The 20,997-nt window shown below is 28.4% G+C and carries 15 protein-coding genes; 4 read left to right on the plus strand and 11 right to left on the minus strand.

The window, feature by feature from the left end; genetic code table 11:
• Window positions 1-13 precede the first annotated feature (13 nt).
• Entirely contained in the window at window positions 14-529 is a 516-nt protein-coding gene (locus PHEL85_RS06885; RefSeq protein WP_036822733.1) for a hypothetical protein, read from the plus strand.
• A 269-nt stretch (window positions 530-798) separates the two neighbouring features.
• On the opposite strand, the gene PHEL85_RS06890 is transcribed toward PHEL85_RS06885, so the two are convergent.
• From PHEL85_RS06890 to porU, 7 genes are all read right to left on the minus strand, one after another.
• Complete coding sequence (locus PHEL85_RS06890) at window positions 799-2,280, minus strand: LysM peptidoglycan-binding domain-containing protein (RefSeq protein WP_235318239.1); 1,482 nt, start codon at window positions 2,278-2,280, stop codon at window positions 799-801.
• Between the two features lie 137 nt (window positions 2,281-2,417).
• The gene (guaA, locus tag PHEL85_RS06895) at window positions 2,418-3,953 is read right to left on the minus strand and encodes a glutamine-hydrolyzing GMP synthase (RefSeq protein ID WP_036822738.1); all 1,536 of its coding nucleotides are present in this window, start codon (window positions 3,951-3,953) and stop codon (window positions 2,418-2,420) included.
• A 99-nt stretch (window positions 3,954-4,052) separates the two neighbouring features.
• Window positions 4,053-5,117: a 3-oxoacyl-ACP synthase III family protein gene (locus tag PHEL85_RS06900; protein WP_036822740.1), complete on the minus strand. Its 1,065-nt coding sequence runs from the start codon at window positions 5,115-5,117 to the stop codon at window positions 4,053-4,055.
• A gap of 146 nt (window positions 5,118-5,263) precedes the next feature.
• Window positions 5,264-5,644: a group III truncated hemoglobin gene (locus PHEL85_RS06905; RefSeq protein ID WP_036822743.1), complete on the minus strand. Its 381-nt coding sequence runs from the start codon at window positions 5,642-5,644 to the stop codon at window positions 5,264-5,266.
• A gap of 149 nt (window positions 5,645-5,793) precedes the next feature.
• Window positions 5,794-6,276, minus strand: coding sequence for a cytidine deaminase (gene cdd, locus PHEL85_RS06910; RefSeq protein ID WP_036822746.1), 483 nt, complete (start codon window positions 6,274-6,276; stop codon window positions 5,794-5,796).
• Window positions 6,277-6,356: 80 nt separating this feature from the next.
• Window positions 6,357-7,484: a type IX secretion system outer membrane channel protein PorV gene (porV, locus tag PHEL85_RS06915; RefSeq protein ID WP_036822749.1), complete on the minus strand. Its 1,128-nt coding sequence runs from the start codon at window positions 7,482-7,484 to the stop codon at window positions 6,357-6,359.
• 40 nt (window positions 7,485-7,524) lie between these two features.
• On the minus strand, window positions 7,525-10,920 hold the full coding sequence (gene porU, locus PHEL85_RS06920) for a type IX secretion system sortase PorU (RefSeq protein ID WP_036822752.1): 3,396 nt from the start codon (window positions 10,918-10,920) through the stop codon (window positions 7,525-7,527).
• A 202-nt stretch (window positions 10,921-11,122) separates the two neighbouring features.
• Here porU and gldJ point away from each other — a divergent pair, with 202 nt between their 5' ends.
• Window positions 11,123-12,784, plus strand: a complete 1,662-nt coding sequence (gene gldJ / locus PHEL85_RS06925; RefSeq protein ID WP_036822755.1) for a gliding motility lipoprotein GldJ — start codon at window positions 11,123-11,125, stop codon at window positions 12,782-12,784.
• A gap of 72 nt (window positions 12,785-12,856) precedes the next feature.
• Entirely contained in the window at window positions 12,857-14,113 is a 1,257-nt protein-coding gene (locus PHEL85_RS06930; protein WP_036822758.1) for a UDP-N-acetylmuramoyl-tripeptide--D-alanyl-D-alanine ligase, read from the plus strand.
• Here the strand turns inward: PHEL85_RS06930 and PHEL85_RS06935 are convergent.
• Complete coding sequence (locus tag PHEL85_RS06935) at window positions 14,110-14,958, minus strand: N-acetylglucosamine kinase (RefSeq protein WP_036822760.1); 849 nt, start codon at window positions 14,956-14,958, stop codon at window positions 14,110-14,112. The genes PHEL85_RS06930 and PHEL85_RS06935 overlap by 4 nt on opposite strands.
• Window positions 14,959-15,115: 157 nt before the next feature.
• On the opposite strand from PHEL85_RS06935, the gene PHEL85_RS06940 reads away from it, so the two are divergent.
• Window positions 15,116-15,853 carry a tyrosine-protein phosphatase gene (locus PHEL85_RS06940; RefSeq protein ID WP_036822762.1) on the plus strand — a complete coding sequence of 246 codons (738 nt, stop codon included), beginning with the start codon at window positions 15,116-15,118 and terminating at the stop codon, window positions 15,851-15,853.
• Window positions 15,854-15,885: 32 nt separating this feature from the next.
• On the opposite strand, the gene PHEL85_RS06945 is transcribed toward PHEL85_RS06940, so the two are convergent.
• From PHEL85_RS06945 to PHEL85_RS06955, 3 genes are read right to left on the minus strand one after another with little or no spacing between them, the layout of a single operon-like run.
• A complete protein-coding gene (locus PHEL85_RS06945) occupies window positions 15,886-18,270 on the minus strand; it encodes a GumC family protein (RefSeq protein WP_052108471.1) in 2,385 nt (794 codons plus the stop codon).
• A gap of 2 nt (window positions 18,271-18,272) precedes the next feature.
• On the minus strand, window positions 18,273-19,052 hold the full coding sequence (locus PHEL85_RS06950; protein ID WP_036823236.1) for a polysaccharide biosynthesis/export family protein: 780 nt from the start codon (window positions 19,050-19,052) through the stop codon (window positions 18,273-18,275).
• Window positions 19,053-19,096: 44 nt separating this feature from the next.
• A complete protein-coding gene (locus PHEL85_RS06955) occupies window positions 19,097-20,995 on the minus strand; it encodes a nucleoside-diphosphate sugar epimerase/dehydratase (protein ID WP_036822765.1) in 1,899 nt (632 codons plus the stop codon).
• Between the last annotated feature and the right edge of the window lie 2 nt (window positions 20,996-20,997).

The following is a 20,997-nucleotide window of genomic DNA, read 5'->3' on the forward strand; positions in this document are numbered from 1 at the left end:
ACGAATAAACAATATGTTTCATAAAAATATAAAATTAGCTATTGCTACTTTACTTACAGCTTGGGCTATTTATCAATTTAGCCAAGTAAATATAATGAACGGAATTTCAATCTTATTGTTAGCAGGAATTTTTGTTTTGTTATACTTTAAAAATGAATTCATTTTAATGGCATTTTTACAGTTACGTAAACAAAATTTTGAAGGAACTAAAAAATGGTTAGGGTATATTAAGAATCCTGAAGCTGCTTTAATTACTAAACAACAAGGTTATTATAATTATTTACACGGAATTATATTAAGTCAGACAAATATTACGCAAGCTGAAAAATTCTTACGTAAAGCTGTTAAATTAGGTTTAGCAATGGATCATGATTTAGCAATGGCTAAATTACAATTAGCTGGAATTGCAATGACTAAAAGACGTAAACGTGAAGCTACTAATTTAATGGCAGAAGCTAAGAAATTAGACAAACACGGAATGTTAAAAGATCAAATGAAAATGATGAAAGATCAAATGAAGAAAATCTAATTCTTTCTTTTTTATCGATATAAAAAAAATCCGCTAAAAAGCGGATTTTTTAGTTTTATAATTTAATATGCTTAATACTATTTTTAATCTATTGGCTCATAAATAAGTTTAGCCCTGATAGAAACGGCATCCTTTTTATTGCCCTATTAAATAAGCCTATAGTCTAAAATGAAATTGCCACAGTTTACAAGATAGTAAACTATGGCAATGTGTAATAAAAAGATATAGTGGATAGCAGGAAATAGCTTCTAAAAACAGCTATTATCGAACTATTTTAACCTTGTTAAACTTAAGTCTTTATTGTATTGCACAATAAATAAACCGTTGTTTTCTGATGTACCAAACAACTTGTTTGAATAATCGAACTTACTTTCTACTCTAAAAGATGCTCCTTCTTTAAATGTCGATTTTAAATCATTCCCAGAAGCTAAACGCATTAAAATATCGTAAGTAATATCGAAACCTTTGGTTGCATAAAAAGATGGCAACGCGTTGTTTTTACTAACATATTGTTTATTGAATAATTGTGTTGAAGCAGAAGCTTCGTTTACATATTCATCACTTACATATGTTAAATTAATTTTAGCCAACTTTAAATTTGCAATCTTATTAAATGCTTTTCCTTTATTGTAAGTAAAAACACGAACGTGTGTAGAATCTGGCAAACTAATTAAACTGTTAACAGCATCTGCCACTAGAACATTATTATCTGAAGTTAAAATTACCCAATTATCTATACTTGGTTTTAAAATTTCTAAGAAACGATCTTTTGCAATATATCCGTCTTTGGGCTTTAATACATTTACTACACTTATAGAATCGTGAGACTTTAAAGATTGTTTTATAATCGCATTAGAATTATTTGATGCTGATTTTCCATCTCCAACTAAAATTAAATTCCCTTTTGTAAAATTGTCTTTTATATAATTAGTTAACTCTTCTCTAAATACTTTTTTCTCTGGAGAAGTTTTTATTAATTTTGGCGATGAAAATTTGGATTGTTTTTTTGAATAAAAAGGAAAAACTACTGGAGTATTTACTTTACTTGCAACAATTTCTGCTTCTTCTGAATATAAAGGACCAATAATAATATCATTATTATCTAAGTCGTTTTCTGATAAAATAGTTTTAATTCTTGTACTATTTCTTCCTGTATCAAAAACATTAAGATCTATATTAATTCCTTGTTTTCTTAAAGAATCTATTGCTATTTCTGAACCTAAATAAAAATCTGTTACAATGTTAGCTAATCTACTTTTTATAAAAAGGTCTTTAGAATCTATTGTATCGTTTTCACTCGTTAAAAAAGGTAATAATAATGCAACCTTTAAAGAAGTTCCTTCATCTATTTTATCTTCATAAATATGAACTTCTGTTTCTTCTTCTCCTTCTAAAATAGGTTTAATTTTTATAACCTGACCAACTTTTAATCCTTCTGATAAAACAGGGTTTAAAGCAATCATTTCTTCTTGTGAAACATTATAGAAACGAGTTAAACTATAAAAAGTATCTCCTTTTTTAACTTCGTAAACTACAAAGTCTTTTTTAAGTTCATTTAATAGTTCTTCTTTATTTACTTTTAAAGCATCATCTTCTACTTTTGTATCTATTTTAACAACCTCATCTACAACTTCATCTTTTACAGAATCTACAGTAGCTTTTATCTTTTTATTTGGAATTACAATCACAGAATTAGCTTCTGGTTTTCTACCAACATCTGGGTTAAGACGAAGTAAATCTTTGGTTTTCATATCCAATCTATTGGCTATGATTCTCATTGTTTCACCTTCTTTTACCTTATAATCAACGTATTTTTTTTGTTGACCGCAAGATACAGTAAACGTTATAATACATAGAAAAACAAAAAACTTTACATGTTTCATATACTTTATTCCCATTCTATTGTTGCAGGTGGTTTAGAGCTAATATCATACACTACTCTATTTACACCTTTTACTTGATTTATAATTTTATTAGATGTTTTTTGCAAAAATTCATAAGGTAAATTTACCCAATCTGCAGTCATTCCATCTGTACTTTCTACCGCTCTTAAAGCTACTACTTTTTCATACGTTCTTTCATCTCCCATAACTCCCACAGAGTTTACAGGAAGTAACATTGCACCTGCTTGCCAAACACTATCATACAATCCATCTTCTTTTAATCCGTTGATAAAAACAGCATCAACTTCTTGTAAAATACGTACTTTTTCTGCAGTAATATCTCCTAATATACGAATTCCTAATCCAGGTCCTGGAAATGGATGACGCCCTAATAACTCAGGATCAATTCCCATTGAAGCTCCTACTCTTCTAACTTCGTCTTTAAAAATCATTTTTAAAGGCTCTACAATTTTCAATTTCATATAATCTGGTAAACCTCCCACATTATGATGACTTTTAATTGTTGCAGATGGACCTCCATTAACAGAAACAGATTCTATAACATCTGGATAAATTGTTCCTTGAGCTAACCAAGTAACATCTGTTATTTTATGTGCTTCATCATCAAAAACTTCAATAAAAGAGTTTCCAATTGCTTTTCTTTTCTTCTCAGGATCTGTTAACCCTTCTAATGCTTTCAAAAAACGTGCCGATGCATCTACACCTTTAACGTTTAATCCCATTCCTTCGTATCTTTTTAATACAGTTTCGAACTCATTTTTACGTAAAAGTCCGTTATTAACAAAAATACAATATAGGTTTTTACCAATTGCTTTGTTTAACAGAACTGCTGCTACAGAAGAATCTACACCTCCAGAAAGCCCTAAAACAACTTTATCATTACCTACTTTTTCTCTAATTGCAGCTACAGTACTTTCTACAAAAGAATCTGGAGTCCAGGTTTGAGCAACTCCTGCAATTTTAACTAAAAAATTTTCTAATAATTGTTTTCCGTCTTTAGAGTGATAAACTTCTGGATGAAATTGAATTGCATATGTTTCTTCACCTTCAATTTTATAAGCCGCATTTTCTACGTCTTTTGTACTTGCTAATAACTCTCCATTTGTTGGTAATTCTTTAATTGTGTCTGAATGACTCATCCAAACTTGACTACCTTCTGAAATACCATCAAAAAAAGTTTCTTTGCTTTTTATAAATGATAAATTAGCTCTACCATATTCTCTTGTATTAGAAGGTGCTACTTTACCTCCAGAAAAATGAGCTAAATATTGTGCGCCATAACAAACTGCTAAAACAGGTTTTTTTCCTCTAATTTCTGATAAATCTGGATGAAGAACATTTTCTCCTCTTACAGAGTTTGGACTTCCTGAAAGGATAATCGCTTTAAATTCTGATTGATTTTCTGGCGGATGGTTAAAAGGATGAATTTCACAGTAAATGTTTAATTCTCTTACTCTTCTCGCAATTAGTTGTGTGTATTGCGATCCGAAATCTAAAATAAGTACGTTGTGTTGTTGCATGCGCAAAAATACTATTTCAGATTAAATTTTAACACTGAAATTCATATTTTTTATCACGAATTAGTATTCGTTAGTAAACTTACATAATTTGTTGGTAATTTAGTATTTGTAAACAATTGCATTTATATTCATTCCTGCACCAACTGAGGCAAAAATAATAACATCTCCTTTATTAACTTCTTGATTTTCAATTTCTCCTTTTAAAACCAAATCTAATAAAGTAGGTACTGTTGCAACAGAGCTATTTCCTAATTTATGAATACTCATTGGCATAATGCCTTCTGGAACTTTCTTTTTGAATGATCTAAAAAAACGTTTAATGATAGCTTCATCCATTTTCTCATTAGCTTGATGGATAAAAATTTTCTTTACATCATCAATTGAAACTCCGCTTTTGTCTAAAGCAGATTTCATTGCTAAAGGAACATTTACAAGTGCAAACTCATAAATTTTTCTTCCCAACATTTTAATATAACGAATATCTTTGTCTTCTTTTTCATTAAAAGATCCTCCATAATGTAAAAAGTAAGCTTCATCCTTAGAAAAAGTTTGAGTTGCATGGCTTAAAACACCAACATTCGCTTCTTCTGTTGCTTCTAAAATACAAGCTCCTGCTCCATCACTAAAAATCATAGAATCTCTATCGTACTTATCTACCACTCTAGATAAAGTTTCTGCACCAATTACTAAACATTTACTTGCCATACCTGCTTTTATAAATGCTTGTGCTTGAATAGTCGCTTCAATCCAACCAGGGCAACCAAAAAGAATATCGTAAGCAACACAATTAGGATTTTCTATCCCTAATTTATGTTTAACTCTTGTTGCTAAACTTGGTAATAAATCACTTTGTATTGCACCTTCTTTTACATCTCCAAAATTATGAGCAACAATAATGTAATCTAATTCTTCTGGATTAATGCCAGAATCTTCAATCGCTTTTTGACTTGCAAAAAAAGCCAAATCTGAAGTATAAAACTCTGACTTTGCATAACGCCTTTCTGCAATACCTGTTATTGCCTTAAATTTTTCTATAATTACATCATTTTCAGCATTAAAAGAAGATCCATCTTCATTTAAGAAATCTTCATTTAAGAAATCGTTGTTTTCCTTTATAATAGAGGGTATAAAAGCTCCTGTTCCTGTTATTTTTGATGAAATCATAATTAAGGTAAAATTTTATTTTATTGAAAAAATATAAGCCCTCTAAATTACAATTTCTTCCAAAAATAGGATTAATTTTTATTTTAAAAAATGATATTCAAACTTCTATTTTTAAGTAAAAAAGCTTTATAAAAAGCAAGAATTAATTATTGGTAAACACCTAACTTTAGCTCCATAACAGTAGCAATAGACCTTGCTCTGTTTTTCATATTATGGGCATTTTCTCCATCAAAACTGGCATCAATAGTTTCAAATAAATACGACATCCAAATGGTAAAATGCTCTTTTTTAAATGCTACAAAAACATTTTTATCAACATGCTTTTTCATTACATTATTTGAATATGAATTTGTATCAAAAAGAATATCATTCCAAAAGTCTGAAATGATTTCTAAATGTTCCTCTAAATGATTATGTGCAACAATATCCTCAAAAAAAGGAATCATCTTTTGATCAGCTAACAACAACTTATAAAACTTAGTTATAATGAGTTTAATATCTTCTCTTGATGATATATCTGGTTTCATATTTTATTTTAAATATTGTAAATATTTTTTTTTATAATACTAATTGTTTGCAAGATGGCAATTTGCGTTAGGGATTGCAACGGCATCCTTTTTGCTTTTTCTGGCAAAAAGATATAGTGAAAAGCCCGTTAAAACGCCCAAAAAATTAATTATAAATAAGAACTATCAAAAGAAAAAGGCAATAAAGAAAGTAATGATTCTGTTTTTACAACCTCACCTACTTCTCCCATAAAAATTACTGGAAAAGGTTCTTTCTGATTTATTTCGTATTCAGATAATGTTTGTCTGCATGCACCACAAGGTCCAACAGGTTTATTTACTTTACTTATTGTTGAACTTGCTGAAATTGCTAGTTTTTTTATTTTCATATCTGGATATGTTGAAGCTGCTTTCCAAATAGCAACTCTTTCTGCACACATTCCTGATGGATAAGCTGCACTTTCTTGGTTATTTCCTAAAACAATTTCACCATTATCTAACAGTAAAGCAGCTCCTACATTAAATTTAGAATATGGAGCATATGCTTTTTCCCTTGCTTCTATTGCTTTATCCATTAGCATTTTATCTTCTACAGAAAGTTCGGTACTGTCTTTATATATAGTTGCCGATGTTGAAATTTCAATTTTTCTCATAAAAATCTGTTCGTCAAAAAAAAGCAGCCTTATTTGACTGCTTTGAATGTTTTTATAAAATTACTAAAAATTATTGACTATTAATAATCGTCAAAAACTTCACCTAAATCAAAAGATAAAGAAAATCGTAAAGAGTTTTCTAAAGGATTATTTACATCAGAAGAATTCACTAAATAAGATAAATCTATATTCATTGCGTTGGTTTTAAATCCAGCACCTAAAGTAAAATATTGTCTATTCCCTTTTTCTGCACTTTCATGAAAATAACCTCCTCTTAAAGCAAAAGCATTATTATATAAATACTCTGTACCTAAAGCGTAGGTAAATTCTTTAATTTCTTCGCTAAATCCTCCTGGAGCGTCTCCAAAAGAACTAAAAATTCCTTCTACCCAACCTTGGTCTTGTTCAGATCCGTCTTCTTGTGGAGTTGGAACTAATAATTTAGTAAACTCAACATTTGTAGAAATTGTATTGTAATCATCTAAAATAAAATCGAAACCACCACCAAATTTTAAATTCGTTGGTATAAAATCTTCTTCACCTGGTGTATAAGAAACTTTTGGTCCAATATTAGTAAAATTAAAACCTATTCTATAACGCCCATTAAAGTTGCCGTAGTTTTCTTCTAATGATTGATAATATCCAGAAACATCAACCGCAAAAGAATTAATTGGTTGTAAAGAATTACCTGCAGTACCATTAAATGCTAAGTTAGAACGAATATATTTTAACCCAACTCCCATAGAAAACGTTTCACTCAATTTTAAAGCATAAGAACCTGTTGCTACAAATTCATTAGGATTAATAGAGCCATTATCACTTCCATCAGAATTTGTTAGATCAATTTGCCCTAAAGAAAAATATTTAAAATCTGCTCCCCAAGCTGCATTTTCACTAAATCTATTCATATAAGAAGCACTTCCTATAAAAATATCATCTGTTAAATTTCGTAACCAAGGAGAATAGGTAATTCCTGTCTTAACTTGCCTGTTACTAAATGTCATTTTTGCAGCATTATGAAAAAGAGAAAAAGCATCTGCAGATGTTGCAACTCCCATATCTCCCATACCACCTGCTCTTGCATCTGGTACAATTAATAAAAATGGTGTAGCAGTTGTAATTCCTCCTGTAACTTCTGTATTTGTTTGCGCTGATACTTTAACACTTACAAATGCACAAAGTAAAAAATAGATTCCTAATTTTTTCATTTGATATTATTCTAATTTTTGTTTGACAAATATCTAATTTTTATTGAAGTATTACTAATTTTTCATACTTCTCTGAAACTAGATTGCTTGTTGTTGATTTTACTTTTAACTTATAAACATAAACTCCTTTTCCGATTTTATTTCCAAAATCGTCTAAACCATTCCAAGTAATACTTCTTGCTAAATTACCTGTTGTTATAACATTTTGATTGATTGTTTTTACTAATTTCCCTGAAACTGTAAAAACCTGCACTTGCACTTCTAAGGGTTCATTAGGTTTGTTATGATTAAACCAAAATTCGGTGTAATTTACAAAAGGATTTGGGTAATTTAAAACATTTTCTAAATTTAAAATAGCATCACTAACAACCACGAAATTTAACGTAGCTTCAGATGAATTATTGTAAGTATCCCAAGCTTTTATTTTTAAAGTATGAGGCCCAACATCTAAATCTCTTAACCTGTAATTTACTTTTCCTTTTGTAAAATCGTTTAATTCTGTTTGATAAAAATCATTTAGTACAATTGGATTTGTTGTATCTCCATCTAAAACACCAACAATATCATGATCTACAGCTGTTAAAGAAGTATTAATTCCGCTAGAATCTGTTAAAACTGCAATTAAGTTTGGTGAGGCATTTGTATTACCTCCATCAATAAACGATTCATCATTCATGTACAATTTTATTTCTGGCCCAACAGTATCATAAGGAGCATTGCTATCAATTCCACCAACTACAACATCAAAATTATAACCAGCTTTATCAATTTCACCATTTTCTGCATAAAAACTCAACTTTCCTTTTCCATAAGCAATTTTAATATCTTTAGGTACAATAAAATCAAACTTAAAATTACCATTTTCTACAGTAGATTTCCCTCTAAATAACTTACTATCTTGTGTATCAAATGTCATTTTAATACCAAAACCATCATTGTCTAACGTTGTTTTATCAATTGGTTTATCAAAAACTGAAGTAGAAAGGGAACCATTAAAATCATTTAAAACAATATCGGAACTATCAACAATTACACCTTCAAAACTAACTTTAGACAATGCTTTTAAAGTATCTAAAGGCTGTGTTACGTCCTTACCATTCATCTTTGTAATTCGAATATTTGGTTTTGGCACCGCTAATTTCATTGCTGGATCACCAAAGTGATAAATAAAGAATTTCTGAGTATTTGAAAACTCATTTTTTGTTTTCATTAAAGATTCTGCAATTGTTAAATCTTCATTATTAAATTCTAATAAAACCCTAATTAATTGTTGATTAAAACGTTGACCAACAGAAATAAAAACTTCTCTTGTTGTAGTAACCATACTTGCAGCCCCACCTGAAGCATTCCATAATGTAAGTTCTCCAGCTGTAGTTCTTTCTGGATTATCAAATCTAGAAAAATCACAAGTAACTGTAATTAATAATGGTAATGTATTTAAATTATTAAAACTCTGAATTTGAGGTTTTTCTAAAATTCTTTCTGACGCAAAACCATCTTCACCTCCATGACCAAAATAATCGAAAACCAATGTACCTTTTTCAATTGCATTAGTTATAGCACTTTTAACTTCTGGATAACGTTCACCTCCAGAAGAATTTTCTTGAACATAAGAATCTAAATAGATTTTATTTACGTTAAAAATTGGCTTATTTACTTTAATTTCATCTGCAATAGTTTCTACACCTTGCTCAATTACTTCTTCTCCTGTATCATCTATGTCATCAGCTAATAGTGTAATTGTATTTCGCCAATCTCCTATTGCTTTTTTACTGTAATAGTTTAAAATTTTATCTACTACATCTTTAGCTTGTGTAACTGTTGACACAGGAATACGACTTGAAGCTACATCAATTGTATGAGATGAAGCCATTGTACCTTCATTATCTTCTAGCATCACAAAAAAATCGTCTGTAACCCAAGAACTTGCCAAATTAAAACTTGCTTCCGATAACTTAACAGGTACAATATTATTATTACCATTCACTCTATCTTTATAATCATAAGATGAATCACCAAAAAAGCAAACGTATTTTAACTTTTTTTCTACTGATGAATTGGTATTATAAATATGTTTTAAAAAATCTCTAACTCCTGTAATATCCTTAGAACCAGAAGAAAATTCATTATAAATTTCATCTAAAATGACAACTTTTGTTGTAAAGTTTGAATTTGACTGATGGTAATCTGCCAATCTTTGGGCTTCAGAAGATAATTCTGAATTTGTGATAACAATATAGTTAATGTCTTTTAAAGCATGTAAATTTTGATTTACAACTTTTCCGTTTTGAATTGATTTAGGAACATAATAATCATTTTGATTTAAAAGTACATATTCTTTTAAAATACCAGAATCATCTTTAAAAGTAAAATTGCTACCAGTATCTTCATTAATAATATTTGTAGGTGCTATTGGATTACTAACATCCCAAACTTGAAAAATATTTGCATTATTCTGAATCTGATATTCAACAGCACCAGAAGTAATTGCTTGCTCAAAACTTCTAAATGAATATTGATTTCCATCAGCAATTAGATTCTTTTTTCCAATTATTTCAATAAAATCTAGATACGCTTCTGCAGAAGGATTACCAGCATTATCATAAGTTATTGAAACATCAATTGCGTTTGAAGAATTTTGAATACTTGCATTTTTTTCGGCTGGATTTGCTTTTGTTAGCCCACCAGAACTAACTCCTGAATAATTAAAAGTATAAATATCTTGTCCATTAACTTTTACAACCATTGTTGAAGAAGATACTGAAGTTGATACACCTCTTACTTTAACAGAAATATTTTCACTAGTAACCGCATTTGGAAAAGGTATTTTAAAACTCTGTGTGTTTTCAATATTAAAATCACTTTTAAAAAACCATTGAGTACCAACTTTTAATATACTTTTCTCTTCTTTTTCATAAAAAGTAAAATCATCAAAAGTTGCAATTTGAATAGCAGCACTTGTAGTAACAGGTTCTTTTTGTTGAATTCTTTTTCCATCATCATTATTTACTGTTATAAAATAATAAGCTTCATCAGAATAAATATTTTGTCTATGTGTTGCTGTTTTACTAGCTGAATTTACAACCCAATCATGAGGACCTTTTGCATAAAAAAGGATAAAATCAGAATTATCAAAAGAACCATCATTTTCTCCTTCTATATATATTGCATTTTCTTGCAAATCATCATATCTATAGTCAGAATTTAAAACAGGTAATAGATTTCCACCATTTCCATAAATATGAATTTTCTTAGGATTTAAATCTTTTGTAGATACTCCTATCTCTTGTAATAAATTTTTATCAATTTTAAAAACACCTGTAGTATCTACAGAAAACTTAAACCAATCTCCTGTAGACAATACAGAATTGCTAACTTGAGAAGAAATTATCTGAATAAAAAATATAAAAAAAAGGACTAAAATGTGTTTTCTCATAATGGTATTCAAATAACGCAAATTATTTATAGATATTTTAGTTCTTATAAAGATAAATTATACTAAATTTAAAATGCAATCGTTTATTAAATTGTGAGAAGAAAAATGAAGCGTTAAAATTAGCAATTTACTTGTTTGAAAGTATAATTATTGTAAATTGCATCGCTATAATAAAAACCCTAAACTAATTTTTAATTAGGAAATGAGAAACGTATTTAAAATATCTTTAGTTGTACTATCAATCTTAGCGTTAGCTAGCTGTAGTAAAACAACTTCAGGAAGTTCGACACTTACAGGATTACCTTTTAATAATCCTAAATATAATAATTTTATAAGAGGGAATGCAACTGCTGGTCAAGAAATTCCTTTAGGAATGATTGCTATTGAGGGGGGTTCTTTTACAATGGGACAAGTACAAGATGACGTGATGTTTGATTGGAACACAACTCCAAAAAAGATGCATATTCGTTCTTTCTTTATGGATGAAACAGAAGTTACAAACTCTGAATACTTTTTATATGTACAATATATTAAAGATGTTTTTCCTCCATCAGAAGAAAAATATAAACATATATACAATTCTGTTCTACCAGATACTTTAGTATGGAGAAAAAGTTTAGGAAACACAGATATTTTATCTGAAAATTACTTAAGACATCCTGCTTATGCAGATTACCCTGTGGTTGGTGTTAGCTGGTTACAAGCAAATCAATATTGTAAATGGCGTACTGATGCTGTAAACTTAAAGAAATTAATAGATAAAGGGTATATCAAAAATATTTTTGATAATGATACTATTAGAAACTTTTTTGATACAGACGTTTTCTTAGCAGATTCTGATAAACTTTTTGATGGTGACACAACTGTATATAAAAGAGGAATTAGAACTAGAGGTTCTGTAAGAGGTGCTAAAGGATCTTTTGAAGGAAGAAAAATTACGCAAGCTGATGGTGTTTTAAGTCAGAAATTTAGATTACCAACTGAAGCAGAATGGGAATTTGCCGCAAAAGCAAACATTGAAAATAGAGAATACAACAATGTTAGAGGTAGAAAAAAATATGCTTGGAATGGTAAATACTCTAGAGAAACAGAAAAAAGATTTAGAGGTGATCAATTAGCAAACTTTAAACAAGGTAAAGGTGAATATAGTGGTTTATCTGGCTGGAGTTCTGATGGTTCTGATATTCCTATTCGAGTAAAATCTTATCCTCCAAATGGATTTGGGTTGTATGATATGTCTGGTAATGTTGCAGAATGGGTAGCTGATGTTTATAGACCGATTATAGATAATGAAGCAAATGACTTCAATTATTTTAGAGGAAATGTGTTTACTAAAAAAATGATTGATGAAAACGGAAAAGTTGTAATTGCTGACGGTTCTGCTGGATCTGAAGTAGAATATGACACATTACCTAATGGTAAAATAATTCCCAAACAATTACCTGGAAGTATTAAGTACATTCCAATTACAAAAGATGATGTAACTTTAAGAAGAAACTTTACGGTTTCTAACAATACTGATATTGGAGATGGTGATTTAAATTCTTCGAGATTTTATGAAGATGATGAAGAACAGTTTGGATCTAGACCAAGTATGTACAATTCTCCAAGAAAACCAAGTACTGAAATAGATCCTGAAACAGGAAGAGAAATTTTAGTAAATGACGCTAAAAAAAGAACTACATTAATTAGTAATAGAACAAGAGTATATAAAGGTGGTGCTTGGTCTGATAGAGAATATTGGTTAGATCCTGCTCAAAGAAGATATTTACCAGAATACATGGCAACTAACTTTATAGGGTTTAGATGTGTTACTGATAAAGTAGGACCAATGACTTACAAGAAAAGAAAAGCTAGAAATTAAAAATACTTTTTATTTCAAAAAAACTTGACCTCTCTGTATGATTTACAGTGAGGTTTTTTTTATTTTTAAAAAATGAAGATTAAAGACATTTACAAATTATATGCTAATCATTTTCTTGTTGATACAGACACTAGAAAAATTAGAAAAAACACTATTTTTTTCGCTTTAAAAGGCGATAATTTTAATGGAAATAAGTTTGCAGAAAAAGCACTTGAACTTGGAGCTATTTATGCAATTGTTGATGAAATAGCATATTGCACACATCCTCATATTATTTTAGTTGATAATGTTTTAGAAACACTACAAAAATTAGCTAATTATCACAGAAATATTCTAAAAACAACAATTATTGGATTAACTGGTAGTAATGGAAAAACAACTACTAAAGAGTTGATAAATGCTGTTTTATCGAAAAAACATAAAACTACAGCAACAGTCGGGAATTTGAATAATCATATTGGAGTTCCTCTTACTTTACTTTCAATGACACCAGAAACTGAAATAGGAATTGTAGAAATGGGAGCAAATCATCAAAAAGAAATTGCTTTTTTATGTTCACTTTGTGAACCCGATTTTGGTTATATAACTAATTTTGGAAAAGCGCATTTAGAAGGTTTTGGAGGAATTGAAGGAGTTATCCAAGGGAAAAGTGAATTGTATACTTATTTAGAAAACAATAATAAAACTGCATTTATTAATCCAGAAGATCCTATTCAAGTTGAAAAAACAAAAAGAATAAATAACAAACCTTTCTGTGCTAGTTTAAAATTTATTGAAGTAAATCCATTTGTAAAATTATCTTTTAATACTAACATCATACAAAGTAATCTAATAGGGAAATACAACTATACAAATATAGCTATTGCATGTACAATTGGTAATCATTTTAAGGTTTCTGATTCAGATGTTAAAAGTACTATAGAAGAATATGTCCCTAATAACAATCGTTCTCAAATTATCAAAAAAAAATCTAATCGAATTATTTTAGATGCTTACAATGCAAATCCTTCAAGTATGAAAGCTGCATTAGAAAATTTTGAATCAATTAATGCAGAATTTAAGACCGTTATTTTAGGTGATATGTTTGAATTAGGAGAAACAAGTATAGAAGAACACAAAGCTGTTATTAATTTAGTCAAAAAACTAGGTTTTAATACTACTTATTTTGTGGGTGAAAACTTTTATCAAACTAAAACAAAACACCATCTATTTAGAACGTATGAAGACTTATTAATGCATCTAAAAAACAATCCTCTTAAACATCAATCAATTCTGATTAAAGGTTCAAGAGGAATGCGCTTAGAAAGACTTTTAGATATTATTATTTAAATATTATTCTTATGATATTCTAATAAATTATCAATTGGTCTTTGTATTACATCAGTAATGACTAAATCGTTCTTTTTAGCAATATTTTCTAAAATATCTCTAAAATAATGTGCAATTGAACCTATAAAGTAAATTGGAGTATCAGCCGTTTTATTGTAAGGTAAGACTCTATATTTAAAAAATTCTTGGAATCCTTTTTTAATTATTTTCTTAATATACTTATCTTCTTTAAAATCAAACATAAATTTTGCAAAAGAAGCTAAATACATATTAGGGTTTGGTTCCCTATACAAGTTTTTCTTAATATAATCTGGATCTAAATCAAACTCTTCATTAAATTTTTCTGCAATTCTACTTGGCATTTTATGATAGTAATAGTCTATAATAAGTTTTTTTCCAAAGTAATTACCACTAGCTTCATCCATTAAAATATATCCAAGAGAAGCAACTAACATCTCCATATTTTCACCATCATAATAACAACTATTAGAACCTGTTCCTAAAATACAAACTAAAGCTGGCTCTTTACCTGTTGCAGCATAAACAGCTGCTAACATATCTTCAGAAATAAATATTTTTGCATTTACAAAAATTGATTCTAAAATCGTTTTTAAAATCTGAATAGGTTTGGGTGTACCACAACCAGCACCATAAAAATGAATTTCCGATACATCTTCTTTTATATTAATAAGTTGAAACATATTAATAATTCTATTATACAATTCTTCTTCAGAAACAATAGCAGGATTTAACCCTAAAGTCCTTACTCTAAATTCTTCTTCTTTATCACTATTTATAGCAATCCAATCTGCCTTTGTAGAACCTCCATCTGCAATTAAAATCATAATTCTGTTTATTTTGTACTCAAAGATATTATAAGTATAATTCATATACAATAGCAAATGAATCTTCAATCGTTTTCGTATTTAATATTTTATTCTGAACAATAATAAGAATTAAAAAATGCTTTAAATTATTGTAAATTTGTATTAAATTAATAATATGATTTTTTTTAAGAAAAAGGACATCCCTTTAATTGAATTCTTTCCAGAAGGTTTTGTTGATATACATTCTCATTTATTACCTGGAATTGATGATGGAGCAAAAAATTTAGACAACTCAATTGAGTTAATTTTAAAAATGCGTTCTTATGGTATTAAGAATTTTATAACTACACCTCATGTTTTAGGAGATGTTTATCCCAATTCCTCAAATACAATAAAAGAAAAACTACAGGAAGTAAAAGAAGAACTTATAAAAAGGAATATTAAAGATGTATCTATTGAAGCTGCTGCAGAATATATGATGGATGAGCAGTTTTCTGAACTTTTAGAAAAAGATGATATCCTGACTTTAAAAGATAATTTTGTTCTTGTAGAAATGTCTTATTTCAGTGCTCCAATTAATATATACGATATCTTATTTGAAATACAATTAAAAGGATACAAACCTATTTTAGCTCATCCTGAACGATACAATTTTTATCATAATGATATTAATCATTATCATAAACTTAAAAAAGCTGGATGTTTATTTCAATTAAACCTATTATCTCTTACTGAACAATATGGAAAAGGTGTTCAAAAAATTTCTGAAAAACTATTAAAAGAGAATTTTTATGACTTTGTTGGTACAGATACTCATCATCATAATCATTTAGACCTTCTGAAGAAAATTAGTACTAAAAAGAATTTAGAAAAAATCAACCATCTTTTAGATAACAATAAAAAGTTCTTATAAAATAAAAGCATCCAAATGGATGCTTTTATTTTTTAACTTAAAATTCTTTTATACCATGGTTTTTTAACCTGTTCTATGTATCCATTTCCATAACCGTAACCATATCCATATCCATAACCTTTTTTCATATCTGTATCATTCAAAACAATAGCCATATTTGGTAATTTTTTTTCGTTATATAGAGTCTGAGGTATATTCAGCATTCGTTTATCTAAGTAATTTGCTCTTGTAACATACATAAACATATTTGCATACTTAGCAACTAACAAAGTATCGGTAACTAAATTTACAGGTGCTGTGTCAACAATAATAAAATCATAGTCCTTTTTTACTTCATCAAACAACTCTTTAACTTTAGCACTAAGTAATAATTCTGCAGGATTTGGAGGAATAACACCAGAAGAAATAATATCTAATCCTTTAATTTCAGGAATTGTAAATTTTACATCATCCAAAGAAATATTGTCATTCGTTATAAAATTTGTAATCCCTTTTCGTTCAGAAATACCTAGATATTCAGTAACTTTTGGAGCTCTAAGATCCATACCCAATAACAAAACTTTTTTATTTGATAAAGATAGTGCTGCAGCTAGGTTAATGGATATAAATGATTTCCCTTCACCACTTGTTGTTGAAGTAATAAAAATTGTCTTACCTAGGTCATTGTCATTATTAGGTAACATAAAATCTAAATTAGTTCTTATCAAACGGAAAGCTTCCGCAGTACTTGTTCTTGAATCGTTTCCTATAACGATTTTATCATTTGTTTCAGAATGAGGTACATCTCCAATGAAAGGTAAAGTTGTTAAATCTTCAATATCTTTTCTAGAATGAATTTTTGTGTCTAAAAGATTTTTAAGATAGATAATAATAAATGGAATTAACAAACCTAAAATTAAAGCTGCTAGGTAAACGATTTTCCTTTTTGGAGAAACCGGAATACTAGAACCATATGCAACATCAATTATCTTAGCATTAGGAACAGTTACTGCTAAAGAAATTGCTGTTTCTTCTTTTTTCTTTAATAAATATGAAAAAAGTTCTGAATAAATTTCTCTTTGCCTTTCAATATCAATCATTCCCCTTTCTATTAAAGGAATATTGACTATTTTTGAAGTTACTTTGTTTCCTTCAATATTAAGTTGATATAATTGAATTTCTAATGATTTCTTTAAATTATCTAAACTTGATAAAAGGTTTCTATTTAAAGTAGTTATCTGACTTTGTACTTCAATCAATTGAGGGTTTTTACTACCAGCTGTCACTAATAATTTATTCTTCTTTAATACCAATTCATTATAACTTTCTATAGAAGAAGAGATACTTACATCTGTAAAACCTAGATTAGTTGGTAAAACATCATTTGCTTCAGATTCTTTTTTTAATTTTTTTTGAATCCAATTAGCTAAACTTAATTGACTCTGTATTTCTACAATTTTTTTATTATTAAATGAAACTTCTTGTAAAGCCAATTCCCCTTCTGATGATAATCCAGAAATTCCAAATTTAGTTTTATAATTTTTAACATCATCCTGAACAGCTGCTAAATCTGCACCAACACTTTTCAAACGATCTTCTATAAAATCTTTTGTTTTCTCAGAAACAATATTTTTATCTTTTATTGCGTCTATATTATATTGTTTAACCAATTCATTTAAAATGTCTTCAGATTTAGATTTCACAGCATCTTGCAAACTAATCTTTAAAACACTAGAGTTTTTATTTGCAGGATTAACACTAATACGCCCCGTATAACTATCAATAACTTTATTTCTTCCTTTTATGTTAATAAAAACATCCTTTCCCCTAAAGATTTCATTATTCTCTTTAGAATTAGTAATTTTAAACTGACCTATTTCACTATTAATAACCTCGTTAAAACTAGATGATAAAATAAATTCACCATCAATACTTTTAAATTCAATTTTATTTTTATCTAAAATCGAAACTACAAAAACAGTATCTTTTTCAGTAAATAAAGCATCCTTCTTTATAAATTCTAAAAATAATGGTGTTTTATTATAAGCTTCGCTTTTCTTTATTCTTCCTTCTAAAAAATAAGAGCTTGTTAAAGATAATGAATCAACAACATTTCCTATAATCTTACGTGATGTTAAAATTTCAATTTCATTATCTGTATTATTCGAAGAACCACCACCTATAATCCCTAAATCTGAAAAAGAAGCTAACTCCGCAGAAATACCAGACTTTTTATTGTCTTTAATCATGATAGAAGTAGATGCATTATATAGAGGTGTCTTGTACCTTAAATATATAAAAGCAAGAACCATTGATAACATCCCACCAATTACGAACCATTTCCAATGAACTAGGTATTTCCCTAATTCCGCTCTAATATCAATAGTATCATTATTTTCTACTATTTTGCTAGTAAAATTTTGTTGTTGTTCTTGCATTTTTATCTTGTTAAAAGAGAAACAATAGTTATCAATAAGCCTGTTATTGAAATAAACAAACTAGTACTAGAGTTAGATGAGGCAGATTGTATTCTTGCATAATTTGGTTCAACATAAACCAAATCATTTTGTTGTAAATAATATACTGGCGAGGTAAAAATTGCTTTAGATAATAGATTTACCTTATAAACAACTTTTTTCCCTTCTTCTTCTCTATGGACTAAAATCTCATTTCTTTTTCCTGAAATATTTAAATCTCCTGCAAGAGCAATTGCTTCTAAAATAGTAATTCGTTCATTTGGCACTGTGTAAGAACCAGGCCTTGAAATATCTCCTAAGATACTTATCTTAAAATTAGCTATTTTAATATTAATATTTGGATCCTTTAAATAATCTGGTTCTAACTTTTCTTTTAATAAGTTTATAGCTTCATCTCTTGACAAACCACCTATTTTTAACTTCCCTAAAATAGGAAAATCTATTTCTCCAACATTGTCAACTAAATAAGTTTGCTGTTGTGCCACACCAATTGCCGAATTAGATGAAGTTGAATATGTAACTGCTGCCAAATTAAAAGGCCTTACAGCGTCAGTATCTAATGCTGTAATAGTAATTTGCAACAAATCGTCAGGTTTTATTATAGTTTTGTAACTATTGGAAACTTTAGCTTGTTCAATCTCATCATTTTGAAAGTAAACAATATCTTTTTTAGAAACACAAGAGCTTAATTGAAATATTAAAAGGATTAGTAACAAAAACTTGTTACTAATTTGATTTTTCATTTTGACCATATTTTTTTTTTTTGCAAAAGTATTATAAAAATTCACTAAACACTAACTTTATCTAGTTTTTCAAATTCTGAATTATTAGAAACATATTCTGGTAATAATTCTTTCATTAATTTAACTAGATCACTGTTGTTTAATTTATTAAAATTAAGAGATAAATCATCAATTTTAACTTTCACAATAGAATCATCAAGCTTTTGAGTTTTAGCAATCATTATTTTTTCATGATACGTTTTTATCGTATTTTCTCCATCAGCTAATAATTCTTCATACAATTTTTCCCCAGGTCTTAATCCAGTTATTTTTATATCTATATCTTCAGGATATCTTAATCCTGATAAATAAATCATTCTTTTTGCTATTTCAAAAATCTTAACGGATTTCCCCATATCAAAGATATAAATTTCTCCACCTTTACCCATTGTACCTGCCTCCAAAACCAAGCTACAAGCTTCAGGTATCGTCATAAAGTACCTTGTTATTTCTTTATGAGTAACTGTTAAAGGCCCTCCATTTTCTATCTGTCTTTTAAATAGTGGAATAACAGAACCATTAGATCCTAAAACATTTCCAAATCTTGTTGTTGTAAACTTAGTCTTTTTCGACAATTTACTTACACAACTAATATACAATTCAGCTATTCTTTTAGAAGCTCCCATAACATTTGTTGGGTTTACTGCTTTATCTGTTGAAACCATAACAAATCTCTCGATATCATTTTCAACTGATAAATCTACTAAATTCTTAGTTCCGAATACATTTACTTTTATTGCTTCATACGGAGATTTCTCCATTAAAGGCACATGTTTATATGCAGCTGCATGAAATACTCTTTGTGGTTTATATTTTTTAAAAATCCTAGACATTTTATGCCTATCTCTTACGTCAGATACAATAGCGACAAAATTTGTAACTCCATTTTGAATTAATTCTTGTTGAAGGTCATAAAGTGGAGATTCAGCTTGATCTATTAAAACGATCAATTTACATGTATATAAACTTAATTGCCTAGAAATTTCGCTTCCTATAGACCCTGCTGCACCAGAAACTAATATAACCTTATCATTAACTTCCCTTTGTACAATTGGATTATCAATAATGATTGGTGCTCTATCTAATAAATCTTCAATGTTAATTTGTTTGATTTGATTGGCTTGTAAATCTCCTTCTATCCATTTAGATAGAGGAGGAACAATCTTAACCTTTAAATTTAAGGCTAATAATTTATCTGTAATTTCTAAAAGTCTACTAGGTTTTATTTTTTGAATTGAAATAATAACTTCATTAATTTCATTTTTTTCTATGAATTCTTTATTAATTTTGGAAAAGTCATATATTTTAATTCTATCAATCTTTTTATTTACTTTGTTTTTATCATCATCAATAAAACCTAAAATTTGATAATTCTCTTTACGTTCTCTATTTAAAGCACCATAAGTTATAATACCAGAATCTCCAGCTCCATAAATCAATGCATTTGTGACCGTATTTAATTCTGTTGAAATAACTTCATAAAACGCTTTAAAAACATATCTACTTATTATTAAAACAAAAACAGAGACTAAATAATGAATAAGAATAATAGATTTTGGGATGGTGAAATTTGTATTTATCCTAAATAATTGATTTACAACTACTATAAAACCAATTGTGATACTAAAAATAGTGACCCCAATAAATACATTAAAAACATCTCTAGTGCCCGTATGCCTTATAATCCCCTTATATGAACCAATAATTAAAAAACTTAAAGCAGCAATTATCATCACAACTACTAGTTGTGATATTAAGGTTGAAGTATCAAAATTAAAACTAACGTCAAATCTAATAGAATATGCTATAATGAAAGAAAAACAAACAAGTAAAACATCAATAACAAAAACAACCCATTTAGAGGCATATTTGTTGAGGGCTTTTAAAAAAAAATTTCTTATCATTC

This window comes from Polaribacter sp. Hel1_85, assembly GCF_000766795.1.
In the GTDB taxonomy this organism is placed as follows: Bacteria; Bacteroidota; Bacteroidia; order Flavobacteriales; family Flavobacteriaceae; genus Polaribacter.